This window comes from Herbiconiux solani NBRC 106740 (assembly GCF_001571005.1).
Lineage (GTDB): Bacteria > Actinomycetota > Actinomycetes > Actinomycetales > Microbacteriaceae > Herbiconiux > Herbiconiux solani.
Genome location: NZ_BCST01000001.1, coordinates 50,440 through 73,703, shown reverse-complemented (window position 1 = coordinate 73,703; position 23,264 = coordinate 50,440). Strand labels below are relative to the sequence as shown.

Here is a 23,264-nt window from a genome sequence, read left to right as displayed (position 1 = left end):
TATTTCTCAGCGGCCTATTTGTTCGACGGTCGGCGGCGGTTCGCCGCGACGACGAGCAGCACGATTCCTCCGGTGAGCACGACGATCGACAGCACCGCGAGCAGCACCGGGCCGACCAAGCCGACGAGCCCGACGACCGGTCCGATGGTGAAGCGGCCCTCGGCCACGGGGCCGTCGCAGGAAAGCACGAGGGTTCCGGCCTCCTGCATCGCGAAGCTGCCCTGGGCATCCCATCGCTCGGGCACGAACAGACCCTGCTGCGTCATGCCCGTGCGAAGCCGAAGCTCCTCGCCCTCGTCGATCGAGCCGGTACACGAGATCGACCCCCACTCGTCGGAAGGTGTGACGTACACAGCGTGCTCGCCAGCCGGCAGGTCGACGGTGAGGGCGGAACCGAAGCGCTCGGCCGCCGGGAGTCCTAGTCCCGGGGCCATCGCGAGCACCGCAGCGCCGATCACCCCGACCACGCCCAGCGCCAGGAGGATCCCCCCGACCGTGCGGGCCCCGCGTGTTCTCGTGGTCATGCTCCCGACCCTAGGGTCTGACGAGGAAGCGGGCGATGGGGACCCCTCCCCATCCGCCCCCCATCCGCCCGCGACCCCGAAGTAGGGAGGGTCCCGCACAGGGCCGCTAAAGTTCCCGCATGACGCAAGAACGATGGCGCAGTCTCACGGAATGGCCGCTGGCCGGGATCGCTCTCCTGTTCCTGATCGCCTATGCCTGGGAGATCATCGCCGACCTCACCGGTCCCGCGGAGCAACTTACGGACACGCTCATCACTGCGACCTGGCTGATCTTCTTAGTCGACTACGTCGTCAACCTCGTCCTGGCAGACAACCGATGGCGCTGGTTTTCCAGGCACATCTTCGACCTCCTGATCGTGGTGCTGCCGATGCTGAGGCCGCTTCGACTGCTCAGGCTTGTCACTCTCCTGACGATCCTGAATAGGACCGCAGGGAGAGCCTTCCGAGGCCGCGTCGTCGTGTACGTGGCTGGTGCATCGGCGCTGCTCGTGTTCGTCGCGTCGCTCGCCATGCTCGACGCCGAACGCGGCTCCCCCGGCTCCATCATCAACACGTTTGGTGACGCTCTTTGGTGGGCGTTCGTGACGGTGACCACAGTCGGGTACGGCGACTACTTCCCCGTGACCTTCGAGGGCCGCCTTATCGCGGTAGGCCTCATGCTCGGTGGCATCGCTCTCCTCGGTGTGGTCACGGCGACGATCGCATCATGGATTGTCGAGAAGGTCGCCCACCGCGACGAGGAGGACGCCGCCGTCACCCGTCGAGACATGCGCGCACTCACCGCAGAGATCTCCGAACTTCGGGCGCTGCTCGAATCTCGAATGGATGCAGCCCCACATTTGCCCCACGCAAGGGAAAAGCCCGGACGCGAGGAAACCGAAGTGTCCTTCTGATCAGGGCTTTCATTGTAGGGCGGACGGGACTTGAACCCGTGACCGACGGATTATGAGTCCGCTGCTCTAACCAGCTGAGCTACCGCCCCGAAACGACGGGCGCACCGGAGCGACCGCGTCACCACGATACCGCCTCGGCGGCGCGGTCCCCCGCGCCTGACCACGACACGAGCAGAGACCGCGCCGCAGGACCTCAGGCGGCCGAGTCGCCCTGACCGCGGTCGGGCACCTTCGCATGGGGCACGACCAGCGGGTCGGTCACGGGCTCCCCGCGGTAGATGTGCTCGAAGGTGGTGAGGGTGCGGTCGATGTCGTGCGCCGCGACGATCGCGAGGGACTCGTTCTTGAAGCGGGCCAGCTCGTCCTGGGGCATCCGCAGCACTCGCTCGAGCTTGTCGGCGAGGTCGCGCTCCTCTCCCGGGCGGAAGAGGAAGCCGTTCTCGCCGTCGTGCACCAGGTGCGGCAGCGCCATCGCGTCGGCCGCGACGACGGGCAGACCGCTCGCCATGGCCTCCATCGTCGCGATCGACTGCAGCTCGGCGATCGACGGCATCGCGAAGACGGTCGAGCGCGTGTAGGCCTTCCGCAACTCCTCCTCGGTGACGTAGCCGGTGAAGGTGGCGCGATCGCCCAGGCCGAGCTGCTGGGCCATGGCCTGCAGGTTCTTCAGCTGGTCTCCCCCGCCGACGATCTCGACCTTGGTGTCGAGGTCGGCCGGCAGCAGCGCGATCGCCTTCAGCAGCACGTCGATGTGCTTCTCACCGGCGACACGGCCGACGAAGAGCACGCGGTTCTCTTTCCGCGGCTCGAAGTCCGGCGTGTAGCTCGAGGCGTTGATGCCGCAGGAGATCGCGTAGACGTTGCCGATCCCGGTCGCCTCCTCGAAGAAGTCGGCGGCGCGCCGGGTGGGCGCGGTGACCGCATCCGCCCGGATGAAGGAGCGGCGCGCGGCGGCCCAGGCCAGCCCGATCGCCCAGTTCTGCAGGAACTTCGGGATACCGGTGAAGGCGAGCATGTTCTCGGGCATGACGTGGTTGGTGCCCACGATGCGGATGCCACGCTTCTCGGCCTCGGTCGAGACACCGCGGCCCACGATGATGTGCGACTGGAAGTGCACCACGTCGGGCTTCACCTCGTCGATGATGCGCGCGCTGTTCTGCTTGATGCGCCACGGCAGGGCGAAGGTCAGCCAGTCGTGCGGGTACCAGCGCCAGCTGTACAGGCGGTGCACGATGACCTCCTGGCCGTCGAACACCTCCGTGCGCGTGCCTACGGGGAGCTTCGCCGAGGGCACGACGACGTGCACCTCATGACCACGGCCGGCGAGGCCCGAGGCGAGGTGCTCGGCGAACCGCGCCGAGCCATTGACGTCGGGGGTGAAGGTGTCGGCACCGATCAGGATGCGCAGCGGCCGGGCCGTCCCGTCGCCGGTGGTCGCGTCGGCGTCGCCGGGGTGCGGATCGTGCGAGTTGGTCAAACCGTCGTCTTTCTGTGGTCATCGACTGCGTCGGGATCGTCGACTGGATGGTCGTCGATTGAGAACAAACTAGCTTAGCGCTGGGCCTGAGGGTGGTAACGCGCCAGCCCGAACACTCCCAGGATCGCCACGACCCCGAACGCGAGGTACGCGAACATGGCCCACGGCGGAGCCTGCGAGGCCTCGCCGAGCACCAGGATGCCGATGCCGACCGCGACGAGCGGGTCGATCACGGTGAGTCCGGCGATCACGAGATCCGGTGGCCCCGAAGCGTAGGCGTTCTGCACGAAGTACCCGCCGAGCGCGGCGGCCGCGAGCAGGCCGATCAGCGCGAGCACCGTGAGGAAGTCGATCTCCGACTGGAACACCCGGCTGATCACGACCTTGGCCAGGGTGGCGACGAAGCCGTAGAGCACGCCGGTGCCGACGATGTACGCGATCGCCTTGAAGGTGCGGCCGAAGAACGCGAAGGTCAGCCCGAACAGCACCAGCACCACGGCGAGGATGATCAGGATGATGACCAGGTCTTCCGCGGTGACCGGCTTGTCCACCGCGGTGAACGCGGCGACCAGCACGAAGGCGGCGACACCGCCGACGCACAGCGTGATCGAGATGACCGAGCTGCGGTTCAGCGACATCTTGCTGACCCGGGAGTTCAGCACCGCGGTGATCACCAGGGCGACAGCGCCGAGCGGCTGCACCACGATGATCGGCGAGAAGCCGAGGCTGGTGAGCTGGAAGACGATCGCGAGCCCCAGCATCAGCGTGCCGATCACCCAGGACGGGCGGCTGAGCAGCGCCAGCAGCTGACGGACGTTCAGGCCCTTCTGGGCCGCGTGCGTGTTCGCCTCGACCTTGGCCACGCCGCGGTGCTGGAACTGCGCGCCGAAGCTCAGGAAGACGGCGCCCACGAGTGCGATCGGGATGCCGATGAACTGCTTGGGATCGAGAGCGACCGGGTCGCCGAGCTGCAGGAGTTCAGGTGGCACCCGTCGACATTACCCCGCAGCCCCCGCCGTTAGGCTTAGCGAATGGCCGTTCTCCCGATTCGGATCTCCGGGGATCCGGTGCTCCACACCCCCGCCGCCCCCGTCCAGACGATCGACGACGAGCTCCGCACGCTCGTGGCCGACATGTTCGAGACCATGGATGCCGCCCCGGGCGTCGGGCTCGCCGGACCTCAGGTCGGCGTCCCGCTTCGCCTCTTCGTCTACGGCTACACCGACGACGACGACGTGGAGTACCGGGGTGTCGCGATCAATCCCGAGCTCTTCATCACGCCGACCTCGGTCGAGCCCGCCGATCCCGACACGGAGTCCGAGGGCTGCCTGTCGTTCCCGGGCGAGCGCTTCCCGCTCGTGCGCGGCGAGTCCGCCATCCTCCGGGCCACCGATCTCGACGGCGAGCCGTACGAGATCCAGACCAGCGGATGGCTCGCCCGCATCTTCCAGCACGAGTTCGACCACCTCGACGGGCTGCTCTACGTCGACCGGATCGACCGGGTCTACGGCAAGGTCGCGGCGAAGATCGAGCGCAAGAAGGGCTGGGGTGTTCCCGGACTGGCCTGGGTGCCGGGACAGGACGACGTCGAGCCCTGACGACCTCCGCCGCCGGACTCAGGTGACGGCCCGGATGAGCGCCGCCGGAGTCAGGTCACGGCGCGGATGAGCGCCGCCGGAGTCAGGTCACGGCGCGGATGAGCGCCGCCACCCCCGCGGCCGCGATCACGACGACGACGAACGGCACACGCAGCGCGTAGAGCCCCGCGGCCACGACCAGCGCGGGCAACCGCGCATCCACCTGCACGGCCTGGCCGGCCCCGAGGGTCTGCACCGCGATCAGCGCGGCCAGCAGGGCGACCGTGAGCAGGTTCGCCGTGCGGGCGACCGTCGGATGCTCGAACGCGCGCGCCGGGATGAGATAGCCCGAGACCTTGAGCGCCAGGCAGATCACCGAAGCGGTGATGATCACGGTCCAGGCGTTCATGCGGCTCCTCCCTCGGCGCGCTTCCGGCTCGTCCCGAAGAGGTCGAAACCGCCGACCACCACCGCCACGGCGCCGGCCACGAGAACCGGCAGGCCCGGCACGAGCACGGGTGTCAGGAGCGTCGCGACCACTGCGGCGGCCACCGCGACGGCCTGGGTCTGCCGGGCCTTCAGCCGCGGCCACAGCAGTCCGAGGAAGGCGGCCGCGGCCGCCGCATCCAGCCCGTAGGCGCTCACGTCGCCGATCAGGTCTCCGATCAGCGCCCCGATCAGGGTCGTGAGGTTCCAGCCCAGGTAGATCAGGATGCCGGTGGCCCAGAACCCCAGCCGTTGGGCGGCCGGCGTCGGCTGCGCGGCCGAGACGGCGACCGACTCGTCGATCGTCAGGTGTGCGGCGGCTGCGCGGCGGAGGAACCCGGGGCCGATCACCGGCGACATCCGGATGGCGTAGAACACGTTGCGCGTGCCGAGGAGAGCGGCGCTCGTGATCGCCGCTCCCCCGGCCGCGAGCCCGCCGGAGGCGAGCACGCCGATCAGGGCGAACTGCGAGCCGCCGGTGAACATCACCAGGCTGAGGAACATCGTCTGCCAGATGTCGAGCCCGGAGAGCACCGCCAGCGCGCCGAACGAGACCCCGTAGACGGCGGTCGCGAGGCCCACCGCCCAGGCCGCACGGAGGGCCGCGGATTCCTCGGGGCTACGGGCTCGGGCCATCCTTCGATCATGGCAGAGCGTCACGGTGCCGGCCCCGTCCGGCCACCCACGCACGCGTCCCGCGCAAGCCCTGTGCGCCGCGAACCCGCGGGCGTAGGGTGCGGATCACGACTGATGGAGTTGACGATCAATGGCGATTGACTACGAATACAGGCGGGTGGTGCACCATGGCGGCCGCACCTTCCGGGCGACCACGACGATGGCGGACATCTTCGCCGCCCACGCCCGCGACATCATCGCTCGCGGCGACACCGAGCTCGTCCCGCTGCTGCACAGCTCGGGCGTCGATCTGCTGCTGATCGGCCCGGGGAGCGGATTCTCGATCACCGTGGTGGAGACGAGCACGGCGCGGCCCTGAGACGGCAGTAGAGGAAGACGCCCTACAAAGAAGAAAGGCCCCGCGGGTGGAGCCGCGAGGCCTTCGCTCCCCGACTTGGACTCGAACCAAGAACCTGCCGGTTAACAGCCGGCTGCTCTGCCAATTGAGCTATCGAGGATTACTGCGGAAACAGCTTGAAAAGACTATCACCGATTTGGCACCGCTTCGATCAGTAGCCCGCGTCGGGGTCGACCAGACCCGCGAAATCCCCCGATTCCCGGAAGGCGCGCACGTTGTGACGGATGCGCTCGGCCAGCAACGGCGCGGTCATCTCGGGCGTGTCGGCGGTGTGCGGGGTGATGATCATGTTCGGAGCCGTCCAGAGCGGATGACCGTCCGGAAGAGGCTCCGGGTCGGTGACGTCCAGACCGGCCCCGGCGATCGTTCCGGAGCGGAGCGCGGCGTCGAGCGCGTCGGAGTCGACGAGGCCGCCGCGGGCGATGTTGACGAGGTATGCCGTCTCGGGCATGAGTGCCAGCTCGGCGGCACCGATCAGCCGCGAGGTGCCCTCGGTGAGCGCCGCGGCCACCACGACCAGGTCTGCCTCGGGCAGAACATGCCGCAGCACGGAGACCGGGACGGTCTGCGTGGCGGCGGCGACCGGCTCGGCCCGGCGGCGGACGACCGTCGTCCGCACGCCGAACGGCTCCAGGAGCCGCAGCAACTCCAGCGCGATCCCGCCGGCGCCGATGATCACGACGTGCAGGCCGTAGAGCGAGGTGCCGGCCTTCTCGCCCCAGCTCCGGGCGGCGATCCGGGTCGGCAGGACGCGCAGGAGAGCCAGAGCGAGGGTGAGTGCGTGTTCGGCGACGGGCTGCGCGTACGCGCCCTTCGCGCTCGTCCAGAGCCGCCCGGGGCGGGCCTGGCGCACGAGCACCTCGCGGAACGCGTCGACACCGGCGAACGGCAGCTGGATCCAGCCGATCCGCGGGTGGTCCTCCAGGATGCGCTCGAACTCGTCGGCACGGCCGCTGCTCAGCCAGATCAGGCCGCGCGTCTCGTCCGAGAGCGGGGCGACGGTGCCCCCGGCGCCCTCGACGGCCTCGACGAACAGCGGCTTCTCGCGCGGGAGCACCGCGATGGGGCCGGACTCCGGCCGCTCAGCCACGGGAACGGCCGTGGGGGGCGTCGCGAGAACCTCGCGGTGGCGGGCGGTCATCGGGCCGTCTCCTCGTCGAGCTCGGTGCCGGAGACGGTTTCTGCCGCGCCGCCTGCCGCGCTGTCCGCCTCGCGGTCGAGTCGATCCTCTCGCTCGTCGGCGAGCTCTTCCTCGAACTCGTCCTCGGCCTCGTCGTCCTCGGCCTCGTCATCCTCGAATTCGTCGTCGTCCTCGAGCTCCTCACCCAGCACCTCCCGGGCCAGGCTCCTGACATACGGATGCCGCGGGTCGCCGAGGACCTCGTCGATCGTCCCCAGCCCCACGACCACCCCCTCGTGGATGACCGCGATGCGGTCGACCGTGCGGCGGAGCGCATCCAGGTCGTGGCTGACGATCAGGGCTCCCGCGCCACGGGCGCGCTGCACCCCGGCGATGACGTCGATGACCGCGCCGCGCACGGACACGTCCACGCCCGCCGTCGGCTCGTCGGCGATCAGGAGGACGGGGTCGAGGATGAGGCCGCGCGCGATCGCGACCCGCTGCCGCTGGCCGCTGGAGAGTTCGTGGGGTTGCTTCAGCATCGTGCCGACGGGCAGCAGCAGGGCGTCGACGAGGGTGGCGGCCTTGAGCCCGGCCTCACGCCGGTCGTAGCGCTTGTCGCGGAGGAAGAGCGGTTCGGCGACCAGCTCGGCGACCGTCATGTTCGAGGTGAGGTTCGACCCCGCATCCTGAGCCACGTACCCGACACCCAGGGTGAAGGTGTTCAGCTTCGAGCGCCGGATGCCGCGCATCTCGTAGCCGAGAACCTCGAGGCTGCCCCCGATGATGCGGGGCGAGCCGTCCTTCGACGCCCGGATCGCCGCCTGGCCGGAGGCGACCTGCGCGATCGTCGACTTGCCGGAGCCGCTGGACCCCACCAGCCCCACGATCTCCCCCGGCTCGATGGTGAGGGTGAAGCCCTTCACCGCCGTGTGCGCAGCGCTCACGCTGTGGGAGGGGTATTCGATCGTCACGTCGGACGCGGTCAGCACGTTTCGGGTAGCCATCGCTGCGAGCCTAAACCGGAGTCCTGGATCCGGCTGTGAGCCGCCCGCGTGTGGCGGTCACTCCGGGCGGAGCGCGGTCACTCCTGCAGCAGGATCCGCCGATCGGCCTCGACCTGCACGAGCTGGCGCTGCACCTCGCGGTACGCCTCCGGGTCGGCGACCGCGTCGGTGCGCTGCAGGCGACCGAGCAGCTCCTCCTTGCGGCGGGACAGGTGGCGCTGGATGAGGGAGCTGGTGATGCGCTTCAGGTACAGCTCGGGCTGCCGTTCCGGCCGCTCCGGCAGTGGCGCGACGGCCAACTGCTCGACCAGCGACCGGTACTCCTCGGGCACGTCCGCCTGCACGACCATCACCCAGTCCTGGCGCTCGAACGCGTCGACGTTGCGGCCGATCGAGTCGCGGATGGCGGCCAGGGCGGGATGGCTGAAACCGCAGGCGCTCGCCTGGACGAGCAGCTCGCGACCGATCACGGTCGGCGCCTGCAGCTGCGCCATCAGCGCGTCGCGCTCGGTGCGCACCGCCGTGGTCGACGGCAGCTGGGTGATCGAGACGCTCGGGCGGGCGAGCTCGACCGACTCCCCCGGGCCGGCGATGCCGACGGGAGGCGCGACGTCGGTGATCGAGGAGACCTGGCCGCGGCCGGCGACGACAGCGGTCGCGCCCTGCGAGCCGGGCGCCGCCTGGGATCCACGCCCGCCCTGCGAGCTGCCGGAGTTGTGGCCCGAGCCGTTCGAGTAGCTGGCACCGTTCGCGCCGTTCGAGTGGCCGGAACCGTTCGAGCTGCCCGAACCGTTCGAACCGTTCGAGCCGTTCGACCCCCCGCGGGCGGCGACCGCGCGCTGCACCTCGCCGAGCTCGAGGCCCAGCATCCGGGCCAGCTGCCGGGTGTACCCGGGTCGGATGGCGGGGTCGCGGATGTCGGCCACGATCGGCGCGGCCTCCCGGAGTGCGGCCGCCCGGCCCTCGACGGTCTCGAGGTCGTAGTTGGACAGCTTCTGCTTGATCACGAACTCGAACATCGGCTTCTTGCCCTTGACCAGCCGGCGCACGGCGTCGTCGCCCTTCGCGAGCCGCAGGTCGCACGGGTCGAGGCCGTCGGGAGCCACCGCGACGTAGGTCTGGGCGGCGAACCGCTGCTCCTCGCTGAAGGCGCGGAGGGCGGCCTTCTGGCCGGCCGCATCCGGATCGAAGGTGAAGATCACCTCGCCGAGGCCGGCCGAGTCGTCCGACAGCACGCGGCGCATGATCTTGATGTGATCGACGCCGAAGGAGGTGCCGCAGGTCGCGACCGCGGTGGTCACGCCCGCGAGGTGGCAGGCCATCACGTCGGTGTAGCCCTCGACCACGACGACCTGGCGGCTCCGCGCGATGTCACGCTTGGCCAGATCGAGCCCGTAGAGCACCTGCGCCTTGTGGTACACGGTCGTCTCGGGGGTGTTGAGGTACTTCGGGCCCTTGTCGTCGTCGAACAGCCGCCGCGCTCCGAAGCCGACGGTCAGCCCGGTCTGGTCGCGGATCGGCCAGATCAGCCGCCCGCGGAACCGGTCGTAGGTGCCCCGGTCGCCGGAGCTCAGCAGCCCCGCGGCCGTCAGCTCCTGCTCGGTGAAGCCGCGGCCCTTGAGATGCTTGCCCAGGTTGTCCCAGCCCTGCGGTGCGTAGCCGACCCCGAAGTGGGCCGCGACCGAGGCGTCGAAGCCCCGCTCGCCGAGGAACTGGCGGCCCGCGTCCGCACCCGGGGCGGTGAGCTGCTCGGCGAAGTACTCCCGGGCGGCCTCGTTGGCGGCCAGCAGTCGGGCCCGGTTGCCCTGGTCGGCGGCGGCTCCGCCGTCTTCGTAGTGAAGCTGGTAGCCGATCTTCGCCGCCAGGCGCTCGACCGCCTCGGAGAAGGTGACGTGGTCCATCTTCTGCAGGAAGGTGAAGACGTCGCCGCCCTCGCCACAGCCGAAGCAATGGTAGTAGCCGACCTGGGGACGCACGTGGAAGCTCGGCGACCGCTCGTCGTGGAAGGGGCACAGCCCCTTCATCGACCCGACGCCGGCGCTCTTCAGGGTGACGAAGTCTCCGACGACGTCGGCGATGTTGATTCGGGAGCGGACTTCGTCGATGTCGCTCCGACGGATCAGTCCTGCCATGGTCTCAGGATACGTTCCGCGCGGGCGCCTCGGCACGCGCATCCGAACACAGGCGGGCGTGCCAGGCGAGGGCGGTCTGATCGGTCAGGCTCGCGACCTGGTCGACGACGATCCGCTTGCGCTCGGTGCCATCGGCCGCGCCGCGCCAGTCGCTCGCGAAGGCCGTGTCGAGCGCCCGCCCGTCCGACTCCCAGAGGGCGTCGGCGAGCTCGAGCAGCAGGCTGCGCTGGCGCTGGTAGATCGGCTTCCGTGCGTCGTTGGACATCACGAACACCGACACGATGCCCTTGAGCGTCGCGATCTCGGCCTGCACCTCTCGCGGCACCACGACATCGGCGCCGTACCGGGTGATGCTCGGCGCCGGGAAGGCCGCCCGCGTCGCCCGCGTGGCCGCACCGGCGAACCGGCCGATCAGCTGACTGGTCAGGTTCTTCAGCCGCGCGTGGTCGGCGCGCGAGTCGTCCCACTCCGAGAGCCAGACCTGCAACGAGTCGAGGCGGTCGAAGGCCTCGGTCAGCTCGTCGAGGTCGTAGCCGCCGCCGGCCCGGGCGTGGATGCTGCGCACCAGTGCCGCGTGATCGACGCGCGCCCCCAGCACCTCGACGTCGATGTAGCCGTTCAGCACAGCGTCTTCGAAGTCGTGCACCGAGTAGGCGATGTCGTCCGACAGATCCATCACCTGGGCCTCGACGCAGAGCTTCCGCTCCGGAGCCCCGCGGCGGAGCCACTCGAAGACCGGGACGTCGTCGGCGTAGACCCCGTACTTCAGCCGGCCCGAGGGATCGGCGACCGGGCTGTCCGCCGTCCACGGGTACTTGCAACTGGCATCCAGGCTCGCCCGGGTGAGGTTGAGGCCGTAGCTCGCGCCGTCGGCCGAGATGACCTTGGGCTCGAGCCGGCTGAGGATGCGGAGGCTCTGGGCGTTGCCCTCGAACCCGCCGATGTCGGCGGCCCAGTCGTTGAGCGCGCGCTCGCCGTTGTGACCGAACGGCGGATGGCCGAGGTCGTGGGCGAGGCAGGCCGAGTCGACGACATCCGGGTCGAGATCGAGGCTGGTCGCGAGCTCGCGTCCGACCTGTGCGACCTCGAGCGAGTGCGTGAGCCGGTTGCGCGCGAAGTCGGCGACGACCGTAGGGCTCAGTACCTGCGTCTTCGCCGCGAGCCGGCGGAGCGACGAGGAGTGCAGGATGCGCGCGCGGTCGCGCGCGAAGTCGCTGCGTCTGGTGTAGTGCTCCTCCGGCAGCAGCCGCTCCGCGTCGGAGTCGGTGTACCCCTTCGTCGGCGCGAAGGTCATCAGGTTCTCGAACGCCTCAGCCACCGCTGTGGCTCAGTTCTGCATCCGCCAGGTCGGCGCGGCCGGCCCCGGCGAGGGTGCGGGACTCGAGCCAGTGCTCGGGCAGCGACGGGTTCTTCGGGCTGCCGGCGCGACCGCGCGGGCCCTCGGCGTCGACACCCGGGTAGGGCAGCGACCAGTCGAGGGAGGCGAGGATCTCGTCCATCGCCGCCAGGCTCGTGACCGTGCTGAGCGCGGCACGCACCTCGTGCCCCGCGGGGTAGCCCTTGAGGTACCAGGCGACGTGCTTGCGGATGTCGCGGCACGCGCGATCCTCGTCGCCGAAGAACTCGACCAGCAGCTCGGTGTGCCGCCGGAGCGTCTTCGCCACGTCGCCGAGCGAGGGAGCAGCCCGGAGCGTCTCGGCCTCCGCAGCCGAGAGTTCGCCCGAGCGCACCCGGAACGCCGCTGACAGATCGCCGAACAGCCAGGGCCGGCCGAGGCAGCCGCGACCGACGACGACGCCGTCGCAGCCCGTCTCGTCCATCATCCGCACCCCGTCCTCGCCGGACCAGATGTCGCCGTTGCCGAGCACCGGGATGCTCGAGATCGTCTCCTTCAGGCGGGTGATCGCCGACCAGTCGGCCTGGCCGCTGTAGAAGTCGGCGGCCGTGCGCGCGTGCAGCGCGATGGCGGCGGCACCGGCGCCCTCGGCCGCCTTGGCGGCCTCGAGGTAGGTGAGGTGGTCGGAGTCGATGCCCTTGCGCATCTTGACCGTGACGGGCACGGGGCCCGCCGCCTCGACCACCTGTTCGACGATCTCGCGGAACAGGTCGAGCTTCCAGGGCAGCGCGGCTCCCCCGCCCTTGCGGGTGACCTTGGGAACCGGGCAGCCGAAGTTCATGTCGATGTGGTCGGTGCGGTCCTCCTCGACCAGGATGCGCGCTGCGGCGGCCATGGTCGCCGGGTCGACGCCGTAGAGCTGGATCGAGCGCGGGGTCTCGGAGGGGTGGTGCTGGATCAGCCGCATGGTCTCGGGCGTGCGCTCGACCAGCGCGCGGCTCGTGATCATCTCGCTCACGTAGAGGCCGGCGCCGAACTCGCGGCAGAGGCGGCGGAACGCGGTGTTCGTGATCCCGGCCATGGGCGCGAGGACGACGGGCACGTCGAGCCCGATGGGGCCGATCGAGAGCTTCGGCGGGGCCTGGACGACGGGGGCTGTAATGGACATCGTGGTCAATTCTCCCAGACGGATGGGGCGCGGTGGTCAGCCGCGGGAATCCTGTGGACAAGGATCGGGTTCAATGGTCCTGTGAGCGACGAGACGAATGCGCGGACCGACGAGACAGCGGGCGAAGCCGAGGGCACCGAGCGGGTGCGGCGCGACGCCGCCGCGCGCGGCATTCCTGTGGAGATCGTGGAGCGGCCGGCGGCCGGCTCCCTCGAGGAAGCCGCACGCCTTCTCGACCTCGAGCCCGGCGACGTGATGAAGAGCCTCGTGGTCAAGCGCCACGACGGCGGCTTCCTGTTCGCGCTGATCCCGGGCGACCGGCAGATCAGCTGGCCGAAGCTGCGAGCCCTGGTCGGCGTGAACAAGCTCTCGATGCCGCACCAGGACGTGGCCAAGGAGGCCACGGGCTACGAGCGCGGCACGATCACGCCGCTCGGCAGCACGACCGCGTGGCCGGTCTACCAGGATGCGGCGTTCTCCGGCCGCCGGGTGGCGATGGGCGCGGGGGCCCACGGGCACAGCGCCTACGTCGACGCCGACGTGCTCGCGGACAAGCTCGGGGCGGTCGTGGCCGACATCTCGGAGCCGATCACTCCGCGCTGAGGAGCCCGCGACGGCGACCGCCCGAGCCGCGCAGCTACTCGGCGCTGACGACACCGCGAATACCCGAGCAGCGCAGCTACTCGGCGCTGACGTCCTCGGCACCCGGGACCGCGCAGACGTCGCCCTCGCAGACGACCCCCTGAGCGCCGAGCAGGGTCAGGCCACCGCTCATCGGCGCGGACACAGTGGCGCCCGTATCCGCCGTCACTGCCCGACCTCGACGCGCTCGGAGCCGACCTGCTCGAGCACCTGCACGAAGGCCGCGGCCTCCTGCGCGCCCGAGACGCCGTAGCGGCCGTCGATCACGAAGAACGGCACGCCCTGGATCCCGTAGGCCACGGCCTGCTGCTGGTCGGCGTGCACCGCGGGCAGGTACTCGTCGGCGTTCAGCGACCGCACGACGTCGTCGCGGTCCAGGCCCATCTCGGCGGCCAGGTCGGCGAGGTCCTCGACCCGTCCGACGTGCCGGCCCTCGACGAAGTAGGCCTTGAGCAGCCGCTCCTTGGCCTCGAGCTGCACCCCGTGCGCCTTGGCGTAGTGGATCAGCTGGTGCGCCTTGACCGTGTTGGTGTGCTTGACGTGGCCGAAGTCGTAGTCGAGACCGACGTCCGACGCGATCCCGGTGACCCGCTCGAGCATCTGCTCGACCTGGGCGACGGGCATCCCCTTGCGCTCGGCGAGGTAGGAGGTGGTGGTGCCCTCGAAGTCGACCGGGGTGTCCGGCGACAGCTCGAAGGAGTGGTACTCGACCTCGACCTCCAGCGCGTTCTCGCCGGTGGCGTACGCCGCCAGGCCGTTCTCGAGTTTGCGCTTGCCGATGTAGCACCAGGGGCAGGCGACGTCGGACCACACGTCGATCTTGATGGATTCACTCACGAAGAGGACAACACGCAGAACGAGCCCGGTTATTCCATGCGCTTACGTCGCTGCGTCTACTCCGCAGCCGTCGGCGTGTCGACCGCCCCGCCGAACCGCCGGTTGCGCCCCGCGTAGTGCTCGATCGCCTGCCAGAGGTCGACCCGGGTGAAGTCGGGCCAGAGCCGGTCGAGAAACACCATCTCGGCGTACACCGACTGCCAGGGCAGGAAGTTGCTGGTCCGCTGCTCCCCCGAGCTCCGCACGAAGAGGTCGACGTCGGGCAGCTCGGGAACGTAGAGGTGGCGCTGGATCAGCTTCTCCGAGACTGCGGAGGGGCGGAGGCGCCCGGCCGCCACCTCGTCGGCGATCGCGCGCACCGCATCCGTGATCTCGTTGCGGCCGCCGTAGTTGACGCACATCGTGAGGGTCAGGGTCGAGTTGGCCGCGGTCATCCGCTCGGCGAACTGCAGTTCTTTTATCACCGAGGCCCAGAGGCGGGGCTTCCGACCGGCCCAGCGGATGCGCACGCCCCACTCGTTCAGCTGGTCGCGCCTGCGGTGCAGCACCTCACGGTTGAACCCCATCAAGAAGCGCACCTCGTCGGGCGAACGCTTCCAGTTCTCGGTCGAGAAGGCGTAGACCGAGATGTGCTTCACCCCGATCTGGATGGCGCCGGCCACCACGTCCAAGAGCGCCGCCTCGCCGGCCCGGTGGCCCTCCACCCGGGTGAGCCCGCGCTGGTTCGCCCAGCGGCCGTTGCCGTCCATGACGATCGCGACGTGCTCGGGCACGGCGGCGAGCGGCACGGCGGGGGGCTGGAGCCCGGTCCAGTCGAGCGGGCGGAACGGTTCGGCGGGGGTCTTCACGAGGAGTGCACTGCCTTCACTGCTTTCACGGGGACTGGGGCTTCGTCTTCTGCGACCGTTCGACGTGCTCGAGGGAGCGGAGCCCGCGTTCCAGGTGCCATTGGGTGTACGCGGCCACGATACCGCTGGCCCGGGAGCGGATCGCCGAATCGCTCGCGTCGGCCACCGCCCAGTCGCCGGTCAGCAGAGCCGAGAGCAGTTCGAGCGTGCTGACGTCGAGCCGCGGAGTGCCGGGGGGCGCGACGTCGTCGCTGACCACCCCGCCCAGTTGCACGACGAAGGCCGAGTGCGGTCCGGCCTCGCCGGTGACCGCGCAGTCGTGGAAGCTCGGCGCCCAGCCCGCCATCGACAGTGCGCGGAGGAGGTAGGAGTCGAGCGTCAGCGTCGAGCCGTGCTCTCCGCGGGAGAGCGAGCGCAGGGCTCCGACCAGCAGCAGGTACTGCTGCAGGGAGGGCTCCTCCTCGGTGAGCTTGTCGGCGGTCTCGACCATCGCGGTCGCGGCGGTGTAGCTGGCATAGTCGGCCGAGATCTCGGCGCCGTAGGAGCCGATCGTCACCGCCTGGGTGATGGTGTCGAGCGAGCGGCCCTCGTAGAACTGCACGTCGGCCACCATGAACGGCTCGAGCCGGGCGCCGAACTTCGAGCCCGTACGCCGGACCCCCCGGGCGACCGCGCGCACCTTGCCGTGCTGACGCGTGAGCATCGTCACGATGCGGTCGGCCTCACCGAGCTTGTGGGTGCGGAGCACCACGGCTTCGTCTCGGTAGGTGGGCACCCCTCAAGTATCCCCCGCGTGAACACCACGCCGGCTGAACGCCGCGGCTCAGAACGCCGGCCCTGAGCACCGCCGCTCAGAACGCCGCGGCTCAGAACGCCTCCGCTCAGAACGCCTCGAAGGCCTTCCCCAGCTGCAGCGCGCCCAGGATGACGAACAGCACCACCATGATCAGCGCGTTGTGCCGGATGAGGCCGCTCTTCGCCGACGTGAGCAGCCCGGTGGCCCCGCGGCTCCCGCCGAGCACCGCGACCGCGATCAACCCGAGCGAGGAGATCACGGCGAACACGCCGCAGGACAGCACGACGAGCCCCCATTCGAGGCCGGCCCCGCCGATCTCCGCGCCGGCCGCGATCGCGATCGGCACGTTCTTGGCGTTCGCGATCGCCAGCACCAGCGCGAGCCCGGACGTCTTCACCACGCCGAACGAGTCCATCGCAGCCAGCCACTTCGGCTCGGCCGCCGCCACGCCCTTCCGCGGCCGCTTCTTCCAGCTCCGGTAGGCGAGGAAGAAGAACAGCGCCGCGAAGGCGAAGCCGAGCACGATGTGCAGCAGCTGCGCGAAGAACGAGTCGTTCTGCGTGGTGCCCTTGGAGCCCGAGGCGAAGGCCAGGGTCAGGGCGAAGAAGCCGACCGCGAACACGACGGCGAAGAGGAGGGCGTTCCCCCGCCCCCTCGGCCCCAGCATCAGCGTGATGACGGCGACCAGAGGGAGCGGGGAGATGATGACCGCGAACGCGAGCGGGATCAGCTCGCCCAGCACATGCCAGAACATGTGCTCACTGTAGCGGTCAGACCGCGGCGAGCTCCCGGTCGGCGTCCTTCACCCGGATGGCCCGGTTGACGGCACTGACGACGGCCTTCAGGGAGGCCGTCGAGATGTCGGCGTCGATGCCCACGCCCCAGAGCCGGTTGCCGTCGACCTGCAGCTCGACGTAGGCCGCGGCCAGCGCGTCGCCCGAGGCGCTCAGTGCGTGCTCGACGTAGTCGTAGAGCTTGATCTCGACGCCCTGCTCACTCATCACGTTGAGGAACGCCGCGATCGGGCCGTTGCCGGTCGCCTGCGCGTCGACCACCTCGTCGCCGACGCGCAGCTCGACCTCGAGCGAGACCGAACCGCCCAGGTCGCTCGCGGTGCGGGTGCGGGTCAGCTCGAACCGGCCCCACTTGTCCTCGACCCGGTCGGCCGGGGCCGGCAGGTACTCGTCGTTGAAGATCGACCAGATCTGGTCGCTCGTGACCTCGCCGCCCTCCGCATCCGTCTTGGCCTGCACGACGCCGGAGAACTCGATCTGCAGCTTCCGAGGCAGGTCGATCGCGTGGTCGGTCTTCAGCAGGTAGGCCACGCCGCCCTTGCCGGACTGCGAGTTGACGCGGATGACCGCCTCGTACGACCGGCCCAGATCCTTCGGGTCGACCGGCAGGTAGGGAACGGCCCAGAGCAGCTCGTCGACGTCCTTGCCCTGCTCCTTGGCGTCGGCGGCCATCGCCTCGAAGCCCTTCTTGATCGCATCCTGGTGCGAGCCGCTGAACGCGGTGTAGACCAGGTCGCCGGCCCAGGGGCTCCGCTCGTGCACGCGCAGCTGGTTGCAGTACTCCGCGGTGCGGCGCACGTCATCGAGGTCGGAGAAGTCGATCTGAGGGTCGATGCCCTGGGTGAACAGGTTGATGCCCAGCGCGACCAGGTCGACGTTGCCGGTGCGCTCGCCGTTGCCGAACAGGCAGCCCTCGATGCGGTCGGCACCGGCCAGGTAGCCGAGCTCGGCGGCGGCCACAGCGGTTCCCCGGTCGTTGTGGGGGTGCAGCGACAGGATGATGTTCTCGCGATGCGCCAGGCGGCGGCTCATCCACTCGATCGAGTCGGCGTAGACGTTGGGGCTCGCCATCTCGACGGTCGAGGGCAGATTGATGATGACCTTGCGCTCAGCGGTGGGCTCGAAGACCTCGATCACCTGGTTGCAGATGTCGAGTGCGAACTCGAGCTCGGTGCCGGTGTAGCTCTCGGGCGAGTACTCGTAGTAGACGGTGGTGCCGGGGATCGTCTTCTCGAACTCGCGGCACAGCCGCGCGCCCTCCAGGGCGATGTCGATGATGCCCTGGCGGTCGGTGCGGAAGACCACGTCGCGCTGCAGGATGCTCGTGGAGTTGTACAGGTGCACGACGGCCTGCTTGGCGCCCTCGAGCGACTCGTAGGTGCGGCGGATCAGGTGCTCGCGCGCTTGCGTCAGCACCTGGATCGTGACGTCCTCCGGGATCGCATCTTCCTCGATCAGCGAGCGGACGAAGTCGAAGTCGGTCTGGCTGGCGCTCGGGAAGCCGACCTCGATCTCCTTGTAGCCCATCCGCACCAGCAGGTCGAACATGATGCGCTTGCGCTCGGGGCTCATCGGGTCGATGAGGGCCTGGTTGCCGTCGCGCAGGTCGACGGCGCACCAGCGCGGCGCGACGGTCGGGTGCTTCGACGGCCAGGTGCGGTCCGGCAGGTCGACGGCGAACTGCTCGTGGTACGGACGGTACTTGTGGATCGGCATGGCCGATGCGGCCTGATTGTTCTTCATGGTGTGTCCCTCTTCGTGTGGGTCGAACCCGGGTGGTCAGCCAACGGCGAACTCCGCGACGAGGGAGGCCTGAGAACTAGGACTCGTCGCGGCAGCTAAGAAGGAGCAGACCAAAACGCACGCGATCAGGCTAGCACGCCGTGAGATCCCGTCACGAGGGCGCCGGGCGCAATAGTCTGGAGTCACCGACAGGAGGGTCAGCCATGGCTGCGACGAATGACGCGACGAGCGGATCGAGCGGAAAGGGACCCGGGACGGTCCTGATCGCGGGCGGATCGGGGTTCATCGGCACCGAGCTGACTGCCCAGCTGAGGGCGGCCGGGTACACCGTGCTGATCCTGGTGCGACGGCCGGCGCGCACGGCGACCGAGCGGAGCTGGGATCCGGAGGCCGGCTGGCTGAAGACCTCGATCCTCGACGGCGTCGACGCGGTCATCAACCTTTCGGGTGCGTCGATCTCGCGGCTGCCGTGGACCCTGTCGTACAAGCGGGAGATCCTCCAGTCGCGCCTCCAGGCGACCAGCACCCTGACCAACGCGATCCTCCGTCACGACTCGCCGCCGGCCGTCTTCATCAGTGGCTCGGCCGTCGGTTTCTACGGCGACCGGCCGGGCGAGCTGCTCACCGAGGCCTCCCCCGTCGGCACCGGGTTCCTCGCCAAGGTGACGGATGCCTGGGAGCGGGCCGCGCAGCCCGCCGCCCAGGCGACCCGGCTCGTGATGATCCGCACCGGGCTCGTGGTCGGCAAGGGCGGTGGCGCACTCAAGCCGTTGACCCTGCTCGCGAAGGCGGGCCTGGCCGGGCCGATCGGCAGCGGCGACCAGATCTGGCCGTGGATCAGCCTGCACGACGAGGCCGCGGCCATCCGGCACCTGATCACCTCCGAGCTCGACGGCCCGGTCGACCTGACCGGCCCGCAGCCCGTGCCGGCGAGCGTCATCGTGCGCGAACTGGCCGAGGAACTGCACCGCCCCTACTGGCTGAAGACGCCGGCCTGGGCGCTCAAGGCGGTGCTGGCGGATGCCGGGCGCGACCTGCTGCTGGCCGATCAGGACGTGTCGAGCCAGAAGCTGCAGGGCGACGGCTTCGTGTTCCGCGACGAGACGATCGGCGAGGCGATCAGCCGGTTCCTCTGAGCTCGGGCGCCTGACCGTGGGCGCCGGACGTGGGCGCCGGACGTCGGACGTCGGCGAGGCGATCACCCGTTCCTCTGAGCGAGGCGGCGGATGCTCGGCCGGCGAGGCGCCTCAGGCCGTCTTCGCGCGCCGCTGGCTCTGCTCGAGCGCGATCGCGGTGCGGATGGCCTTGCGGGCGCGCCGCCGGTCACCGCTCGCGTCGTAGGCGAGCCCGAGCCGGAACCAGGCCCGCCAGTCGCTCTCGTCGCGCTCGACCTCGTCGCGGTAGACCGGGAACTCCTCGTCGGCCGCCTCGCGGAGCGGTCGTCCGCTGGCCTTCTTCGGCAGATCGTCCACCGGCAGCTCGCCTTCGCGCTCCAGGCGCCCCACGAGCTGCTCCGTGCGGAACCCGAACATCAGCTCGCGCACCAGCGCCCAGGCGCCGACGATCGGGAGCACGATCAGGGCCACGCCGATCGCGATGCCGATCGGCTCCCCCGTGAGCACGAACATCACGGCGCGCTGGCCGACGAGCACCAGGTAGACCGCGAGCAGCAGCGCCATGAAGAGCGCGGCGAACCGGCTCTTCATCAGGACACGCTCGTGGCGGTGGCCGCCTGGCCCGAGACGTTCTCGGGGGCGTCGTCGCCGTCCGGCCCTGACGCGGCTGCCGTTCCGGTCCGGCTGCTCCGCGACTCCGCGGCGCCAGTGGCTGCCTCGCGCCCGCTCAGGTCGATCAAGCGGTCCAGGCCCACCACGACCCCGCGCTGGCCGACGGCCGCCCGCAGCGCGACCAGGATGCCGGCGGCATAGGCCTGAGGCGAGATCGTCTCGTGCGTGAGGGTGAGCACCTCGCCGGTGCCGCCCAGCACGACGTCCTGCTTCGCGACCACACCGTTCAGTCGCAGGCTGTGGATGGGGATGCTCGCCACCTGCTGACCACGGGCCCGCTGATCGGTGTGCGGCGCCGACACCGGCCCGAGGGCCGCTCGGGCGGCGCTCATCAGCTCGGCGGTGCGCACCGCGGTGCCGGACGGCGAGTCGACCTTCGTCGACGCGTGCGCCTCGACGATCTCGATCGAGTCGAAGAATGGAGCGGCCATGGCGGCGAACGAGGTCGCGAGCACCGAGCCGATCGAGAAGTTCGGGATGACCACGACTCCGGATGCCGGCGGGTCGCCCAGGGTACGTGCGAGCGCCGTGATGCGCTCGGCCGACCAGCCGGAGGTGCCGATCAGCACGTTCCTATTGTGCGCGACCGCGTACTCCACGACGGAACCGCTGACGCCGGGAACGGTCACGTCGACCACGAGGTCGGCGGGCAGCATCTCGCTGAGGTCGCTCCGCGAGTCGAGCCCCGCGACGAGCTCGAAGTCGGGCGCCCCGTCGATCAGCTCGGAGAAGAGGCGGCCCATCTTGCCCGTCGCGCCGACGACGGCAACCTTCGTAGTCATGCGTCCAATCTACCGGCGTGCCGGGATGCCGCGGTCGGAGGGGGCGCAGTCGGGGAGGCTGCGGTCCGGGAAGCTGCGGCCTGGTTCAGTAGGGCTGCGGGTCGTTGACACCCGTGCGGAGCTCGACCGGCAGGTGGCCCAGGTCGTTGTGCGCGACCAGCTCGGGCAGCCGCCCGGTCTTGAACCGGATGATCGTGAGGCCGCAGTGCGCCTGGTTGAGGCCGACCCAGCGCCACTCGGGCGCATCCATCGCCTCGCGGACGAACCAGGCGATCACGAAGTTGTGCGTGATCAGGAGGTCGTGGGTCGTGCCGCGGGAGGGGGTGAGGAACTCGGCCACCGCATCCGACATCTGGGCGCGGCCCGCCTCGACCTCGTCCTCGGTGACGGAGTTGAAGAAGGGCTCGAAGGTGTGCGGCATCTGCGGCGAGTAGCCGGTCGGCACACAGTCGAACAGCAGCGCGGTCGGCTGAGGGTCGAGGGCGGGCAGGTGCTCGCTCATGATGTGGGCGGTCTGCTCGGCGCGCTGCAGCGGGGAGTGCCAGACGTTGTCGAACGGTACACCGCCGAGTCGATCGGCGAGCAGCCGGGACTGCCGTTGACCGCGCGGCGAGAGCGGGCCGTCGTCCACGCCGTACTCGGCGTCGAGCTGCTCGCCGTGTCGCACCAGGTAGAGGGTGTGCGTCATGCGGCGGGCACCACCTGGGCGAAGGCAGCCTCGTCGATCGGGCCGACGGCCGCGATGCTGACGGAACCGGCGACGAGGTCGCGGGCGAGGGCCTGCACGTCGTCGGTGCTGACCTCCATCATGCGGCGGACGCTCTCGTCGAGGTCGATGAACTCGCCGAGGGTCAGCTCGGAGCGGCCGAGGCGGGACATCCGGGTGTCGCTGTCCTCGAGGGCGAGAGCGGCCGAGCCGGAGAGCTGGCCCTGCGCGCGACGGAGCTCGTCGGCGCTGATGCCGTCGTCGGCGAGGCGGTTCAGCTCGCTCAGCAGGAGCTCGCTGACGGTGCCCTCGCGGCCGGGGGTGCACCCGGCGTACATCAGGAAGACGCCCGCATCCGAGTAGCTGGCCGCGTAGGAGTACACCGAGTAGGCCAGGCCCCGCTTCTCGCGGATCTCCTGGAACAGGCGAGATGACATCCCGCCGCCGAAGACGGAGTTGAGCACGCCCATGGTCGAGCGGCGGTCGTCGCCCGCGACGAGGCCGGGCAGGCCGACCATGACGCTGGCCTGCTCTGTCGGCTTGGTCACGACGGTGAGCGGGCGGCCGGGGACGAGGAAAGCGGATGCGCCCGAGGCGGCGCTGCGGCGGGCACGCGGGGCGTGCGGGGTGTCGAGATCCCAGTCGGACTCACCGAGGGTGCGGGTGACGGCCTCGACGAGGGCGTCGTGGTCGACCGCGCCGGCCGCCGTGACGACGAGCTCGTGCGGGTTGTAGTTGGCGCGGTAGTGCTCCCAGACGGCGTCGCGGGTGACGGCCTTGATCGCCTCGGGGGTTCCGCCGACGGGGCGGCCCAGCGGGTTGTCGCCGAGCACCGCCTCGAACAGGCGCTCACCGGCGACGTCGCCCGGGTCGTCCTCGGCCATGGCCAGCTCTTCGAGGATGACGCCGCGCTCGGTCTCGAACTCGTCCCGCTCGATCAGCGCCGAGGTCACCATGTCGGAGAGCACGTCGACCGCCATCGGCAGGTCGGCGTCGCGGACCTTCGCGTAGTAGCAGGTGTACTCCTTGCTCGTCACCGCGTTGTGCTCGCCGCCGACCGAGTCGAAGGCGATCGCGATGTCGAGCGCGGAGCGGGTCGGAGTGCCCTTGAAGAGCAGGTGCTCGAGGAAGTGCGTCGAGCCGTAGCGGGACGGGGTCGAGCCGGTCGCACCGAGCTCGTCGCGCGAGCCGGCCGCGACCCAGTAGCCGATCGTGGCGCTGCGCGAGCCGGGGATGTGCTCGGTGAGGATGCGCACCCCGCTCGGGAGGATCGTGCGCCGCACCACCCCTTCGGCGTCATCGCCGATCGAGAGTTCTGCCAGGTCCAAGGGAAGTGCAACGGCGCCATTCATCGTCGTCATACTAGCCGGTGGGCCTGTGCTCCGCGCAGGCTCACCGGGCGGCGCCGGTCCCCGCCCGGCGCCGCGCGACATGTTCGCGGGCGGTCGCTGGCGCGGCCGCGCGCTCACCCTGGGTCATCGAGTACGGCCCGTTGCGATGGCGTTCCGTGCCGCGCGTCGTGGGATGCGGGTGTGTCGCTAGAGGCCTTGTTTAAGCCGGGAAAAGGTGAATGGGC

At 70.0% G+C, this 23,264-nt stretch carries 24 protein-coding genes and 2 tRNA genes; 5 read left to right on the top strand and 21 right to left on the bottom strand.

All coding sequences use genetic code 11. The features are described from left to right. Window positions 1–14: 14 nt before the first annotated feature. A complete protein-coding gene (locus tag HSO01S_RS00355; RefSeq protein WP_066038603.1) occupies window positions 15–524 on the bottom strand; it encodes a hypothetical protein in 510 nt (169 codons plus the stop codon). A gap of 119 nt (window positions 525–643) precedes the next feature. Here HSO01S_RS00355 and HSO01S_RS00350 point away from each other — a divergent pair, with 119 nt between their 5' ends. Beyond that, the gene (locus tag HSO01S_RS00350; RefSeq protein ID WP_066038602.1) at window positions 644–1,417 is read left to right on the top strand and encodes a potassium channel family protein; all 774 of its coding nucleotides are present in this window, start codon (window positions 644–646) and stop codon (window positions 1,415–1,417) included. Window positions 1,418–1,432: 15 nt separating this feature from the next. On the opposite strand, the gene HSO01S_RS00345 is transcribed toward HSO01S_RS00350, so the two are convergent. The 3 genes from HSO01S_RS00345 to HSO01S_RS00335 all read right to left on the bottom strand — a co-directional run bounded on the left by HSO01S_RS00345 (window position 1,433) and on the right by HSO01S_RS00335 (window position 3,883). Then, a tRNA-Ile gene (locus tag HSO01S_RS00345) sits at window positions 1,433–1,506 on the bottom strand. 104 nt (window positions 1,507–1,610) lie between these two features. Then, complete coding sequence (locus HSO01S_RS00340) at window positions 1,611–2,894, bottom strand: glycosyltransferase (RefSeq protein ID WP_373280195.1); 1,284 nt, start codon at window positions 2,892–2,894, stop codon at window positions 1,611–1,613. Window positions 2,895–2,968: 74 nt separating this feature from the next. Further along, window positions 2,969–3,883 (bottom strand): DMT family transporter, encoded by a 915-nt coding sequence (locus tag HSO01S_RS00335; protein ID WP_066038601.1) that lies wholly within the window; start codon window positions 3,881–3,883, stop codon window positions 2,969–2,971. A 42-nt stretch (window positions 3,884–3,925) separates the two neighbouring features. Here HSO01S_RS00335 and def point away from each other — a divergent pair, with 42 nt between their 5' ends. Then, window positions 3,926–4,492, top strand: a complete 567-nt coding sequence (gene def / locus HSO01S_RS00330) for a peptide deformylase (protein WP_066038600.1) — start codon at window positions 3,926–3,928, stop codon at window positions 4,490–4,492. An 82-nt stretch (window positions 4,493–4,574) separates the two neighbouring features. On the opposite strand, the gene HSO01S_RS00325 is transcribed toward def, so the two are convergent. Continuing rightward, window positions 4,575–4,880 (bottom strand): AzlD domain-containing protein, encoded by a 306-nt coding sequence (locus HSO01S_RS00325; protein ID WP_066038599.1) that lies wholly within the window; start codon window positions 4,878–4,880, stop codon window positions 4,575–4,577. After that, on the bottom strand, window positions 4,877–5,593 hold the full coding sequence (locus tag HSO01S_RS00320) for an AzlC family ABC transporter permease (protein WP_066038598.1): 717 nt from the start codon (window positions 5,591–5,593) through the stop codon (window positions 4,877–4,879). The genes HSO01S_RS00325 and HSO01S_RS00320 overlap by 4 nt, the downstream gene beginning before the upstream one ends. Window positions 5,594–5,723: 130 nt before the next feature. On the opposite strand from HSO01S_RS00320, the gene HSO01S_RS00315 reads away from it, so the two are divergent. Then, window positions 5,724–5,951, top strand: a complete 228-nt coding sequence (locus HSO01S_RS00315) for a hypothetical protein (RefSeq protein ID WP_157078817.1) — start codon at window positions 5,724–5,726, stop codon at window positions 5,949–5,951. 66 nt (window positions 5,952–6,017) lie between these two features. Here the strand turns inward: HSO01S_RS00315 and HSO01S_RS00310 are convergent. The 6 genes from HSO01S_RS00310 to dusB form a co-directional block, all read right to left on the bottom strand. Then, a tRNA-Asn gene (locus tag HSO01S_RS00310) sits at window positions 6,018–6,090 on the bottom strand. A gap of 51 nt (window positions 6,091–6,141) precedes the next feature. After that, window positions 6,142–7,131 (bottom strand): D-isomer specific 2-hydroxyacid dehydrogenase family protein, encoded by a 990-nt coding sequence (locus HSO01S_RS00305; RefSeq protein ID WP_084361178.1) that lies wholly within the window; start codon window positions 7,129–7,131, stop codon window positions 6,142–6,144. Then, window positions 7,128–8,117 (bottom strand): ATP-binding cassette domain-containing protein, encoded by a 990-nt coding sequence (locus HSO01S_RS00300; protein WP_066038596.1) that lies wholly within the window; start codon window positions 8,115–8,117, stop codon window positions 7,128–7,130. Before HSO01S_RS00300 ends, HSO01S_RS00305 begins: the two co-directional genes overlap by 4 nt. Before the next feature lie 77 nt (window positions 8,118–8,194). Next, on the bottom strand, window positions 8,195–10,249 hold the full coding sequence (gene dnaG, locus HSO01S_RS00295) for a DNA primase (RefSeq protein WP_066038595.1): 2,055 nt from the start codon (window positions 10,247–10,249) through the stop codon (window positions 8,195–8,197). A 4-nt stretch (window positions 10,250–10,253) separates the two neighbouring features. Further along, window positions 10,254–11,543, bottom strand: coding sequence for a deoxyguanosinetriphosphate triphosphohydrolase (locus HSO01S_RS00290; RefSeq protein ID WP_066039093.1), 1,290 nt, complete (start codon window positions 11,541–11,543; stop codon window positions 10,254–10,256). Between the two features lie 16 nt (window positions 11,544–11,559). Beyond that, window positions 11,560–12,753 (bottom strand): tRNA dihydrouridine synthase DusB, encoded by a 1,194-nt coding sequence (dusB, locus tag HSO01S_RS00285; protein ID WP_066038594.1) that lies wholly within the window; start codon window positions 12,751–12,753, stop codon window positions 11,560–11,562. Between the two features lie 81 nt (window positions 12,754–12,834). On the opposite strand from dusB, the gene HSO01S_RS00280 reads away from it, so the two are divergent. Continuing rightward, window positions 12,835–13,356, top strand: coding sequence for an aminoacyl-tRNA deacylase (locus HSO01S_RS00280; RefSeq protein ID WP_066038593.1), 522 nt, complete (start codon window positions 12,835–12,837; stop codon window positions 13,354–13,356). Window positions 13,357–13,560: 204 nt separating this feature from the next. On the opposite strand, the gene HSO01S_RS00275 is transcribed toward HSO01S_RS00280, so the two are convergent. The 5 genes from HSO01S_RS00275 to leuA all read right to left on the bottom strand — a co-directional run bounded on the left by HSO01S_RS00275 (window position 13,561) and on the right by leuA (window position 18,413). After that, entirely contained in the window at window positions 13,561–14,232 is a 672-nt protein-coding gene (locus tag HSO01S_RS00275; RefSeq protein ID WP_066038592.1) for a DsbA family oxidoreductase, read from the bottom strand. A 56-nt stretch (window positions 14,233–14,288) separates the two neighbouring features. Continuing rightward, window positions 14,289–15,080, bottom strand: coding sequence for an isoprenyl transferase (locus HSO01S_RS00270; protein WP_066038591.1), 792 nt, complete (start codon window positions 15,078–15,080; stop codon window positions 14,289–14,291). Window positions 15,081–15,105: 25 nt separating this feature from the next. Beyond that, window positions 15,106–15,855 carry a DNA repair protein RecO gene (gene recO, locus HSO01S_RS00265; protein WP_066038590.1) on the bottom strand — a complete coding sequence of 250 codons (750 nt, stop codon included), beginning with the start codon at window positions 15,853–15,855 and terminating at the stop codon, window positions 15,106–15,108. 106 nt (window positions 15,856–15,961) lie between these two features. Then, a complete protein-coding gene (locus tag HSO01S_RS00260; RefSeq protein ID WP_066038589.1) occupies window positions 15,962–16,630 on the bottom strand; it encodes a GAP family protein in 669 nt (222 codons plus the stop codon). Between the two features lie 16 nt (window positions 16,631–16,646). Further along, the gene (leuA, locus tag HSO01S_RS00255) at window positions 16,647–18,413 is read right to left on the bottom strand and encodes a 2-isopropylmalate synthase (protein ID WP_066038588.1); all 1,767 of its coding nucleotides are present in this window, start codon (window positions 18,411–18,413) and stop codon (window positions 16,647–16,649) included. A gap of 203 nt (window positions 18,414–18,616) precedes the next feature. Between leuA and HSO01S_RS00250 the strand changes: the two genes are divergently transcribed. Then, window positions 18,617–19,549 carry a TIGR01777 family oxidoreductase gene (locus tag HSO01S_RS00250; RefSeq protein ID WP_066038587.1) on the top strand — a complete coding sequence of 311 codons (933 nt, stop codon included), beginning with the start codon at window positions 18,617–18,619 and terminating at the stop codon, window positions 19,547–19,549. A 111-nt stretch (window positions 19,550–19,660) separates the two neighbouring features. Here HSO01S_RS00250 and HSO01S_RS00245 read toward each other — a convergent pair whose 3' ends face one another. The 4 genes from HSO01S_RS00245 to HSO01S_RS00230 form a co-directional block, all read right to left on the bottom strand. After that, window positions 19,661–20,119, bottom strand: a complete 459-nt coding sequence (locus HSO01S_RS00245) for a tetratricopeptide repeat protein (protein ID WP_066038586.1) — start codon at window positions 20,117–20,119, stop codon at window positions 19,661–19,663. Then, on the bottom strand, window positions 20,119–20,982 hold the full coding sequence (gene dapB, locus HSO01S_RS00240; RefSeq protein WP_066038585.1) for a 4-hydroxy-tetrahydrodipicolinate reductase: 864 nt from the start codon (window positions 20,980–20,982) through the stop codon (window positions 20,119–20,121). Before dapB ends, HSO01S_RS00245 begins: the two co-directional genes overlap by 1 nt. Before the next feature lie 85 nt (window positions 20,983–21,067). Then, window positions 21,068–21,670, bottom strand: a complete 603-nt coding sequence (locus HSO01S_RS00235) for a histidine phosphatase family protein (protein WP_066038584.1) — start codon at window positions 21,668–21,670, stop codon at window positions 21,068–21,070. Next, window positions 21,667–23,040: a M16 family metallopeptidase gene (locus HSO01S_RS00230; protein ID WP_066039092.1), complete on the bottom strand. Its 1,374-nt coding sequence runs from the start codon at window positions 23,038–23,040 to the stop codon at window positions 21,667–21,669. Before HSO01S_RS00230 ends, HSO01S_RS00235 begins: the two co-directional genes overlap by 4 nt. Between the last annotated feature and the right edge of the window lie 224 nt (window positions 23,041–23,264).

Coding starts and splice junctions, on each gene's coding strand:
- HSO01S_RS00355 (WP_066038603.1), bottom strand. CDS start 524: ATGACCACGAGAACACGCGGGGCCCGCACGGTCGGGGGGATCCTCCTG.
- HSO01S_RS00350 (WP_066038602.1), top strand. CDS start 644: ATGACGCAAGAACGATGGCGCAGTCTCACGGAATGGCCGCTGGCCGGG.
- def (WP_066038600.1), top strand. CDS start 3,926: ATGGCCGTTCTCCCGATTCGGATCTCCGGGGATCCGGTGCTCCACACC.
- HSO01S_RS00325 (WP_066038599.1), bottom strand. CDS start 4,880: ATGAACGCCTGGACCGTGATCATCACCGCTTCGGTGATCTGCCTGGCG.
- HSO01S_RS00320 (WP_066038598.1), bottom strand. CDS start 5,593: ATGGCCCGAGCCCGTAGCCCCGAGGAATCCGCGGCCCTCCGTGCGGCC.
- HSO01S_RS00315 (WP_157078817.1), top strand. CDS start 5,724: ATGGCGATTGACTACGAATACAGGCGGGTGGTGCACCATGGCGGCCGC.
- HSO01S_RS00305 (WP_084361178.1), bottom strand. CDS start 7,131: ATGACCGCCCGCCACCGCGAGGTTCTCGCGACGCCCCCCACGGCCGTT.
- HSO01S_RS00300 (WP_066038596.1), bottom strand. CDS start 8,117: ATGGCTACCCGAAACGTGCTGACCGCGTCCGACGTGACGATCGAATAC.
- dnaG (WP_066038595.1), bottom strand. CDS start 10,249: ATGGCAGGACTGATCCGTCGGAGCGACATCGACGAAGTCCGCTCCCGA.
- HSO01S_RS00290 (WP_066039093.1), bottom strand. CDS start 11,543: ATGACCTTCGCGCCGACGAAGGGGTACACCGACTCCGACGCGGAGCGG.
- dusB (WP_066038594.1), bottom strand. CDS start 12,753: ATGTCCATTACAGCCCCCGTCGTCCAGGCCCCGCCGAAGCTCTCGATC.
- HSO01S_RS00260 (WP_066038589.1), bottom strand. CDS start 16,630: ATGTTCTGGCATGTGCTGGGCGAGCTGATCCCGCTCGCGTTCGCGGTC.
- leuA (WP_066038588.1), bottom strand. CDS start 18,413: ATGAAGAACAATCAGGCCGCATCGGCCATGCCGATCCACAAGTACCGT.
- HSO01S_RS00250 (WP_066038587.1), top strand. CDS start 18,617: ATGGCTGCGACGAATGACGCGACGAGCGGATCGAGCGGAAAGGGACCC.
- HSO01S_RS00245 (WP_066038586.1), bottom strand. CDS start 20,119: ATGAAGAGCCGGTTCGCCGCGCTCTTCATGGCGCTGCTGCTCGCGGTC.
- dapB (WP_066038585.1), bottom strand. CDS start 20,982: ATGACTACGAAGGTTGCCGTCGTCGGCGCGACGGGCAAGATGGGCCGC.
- HSO01S_RS00235 (WP_066038584.1), bottom strand. CDS start 21,670: ATGACGCACACCCTCTACCTGGTGCGACACGGCGAGCAGCTCGACGCC.
- HSO01S_RS00230 (WP_066039092.1), bottom strand. CDS start 23,040: ATGAATGGCGCCGTTGCACTTCCCTTGGACCTGGCAGAACTCTCGATC.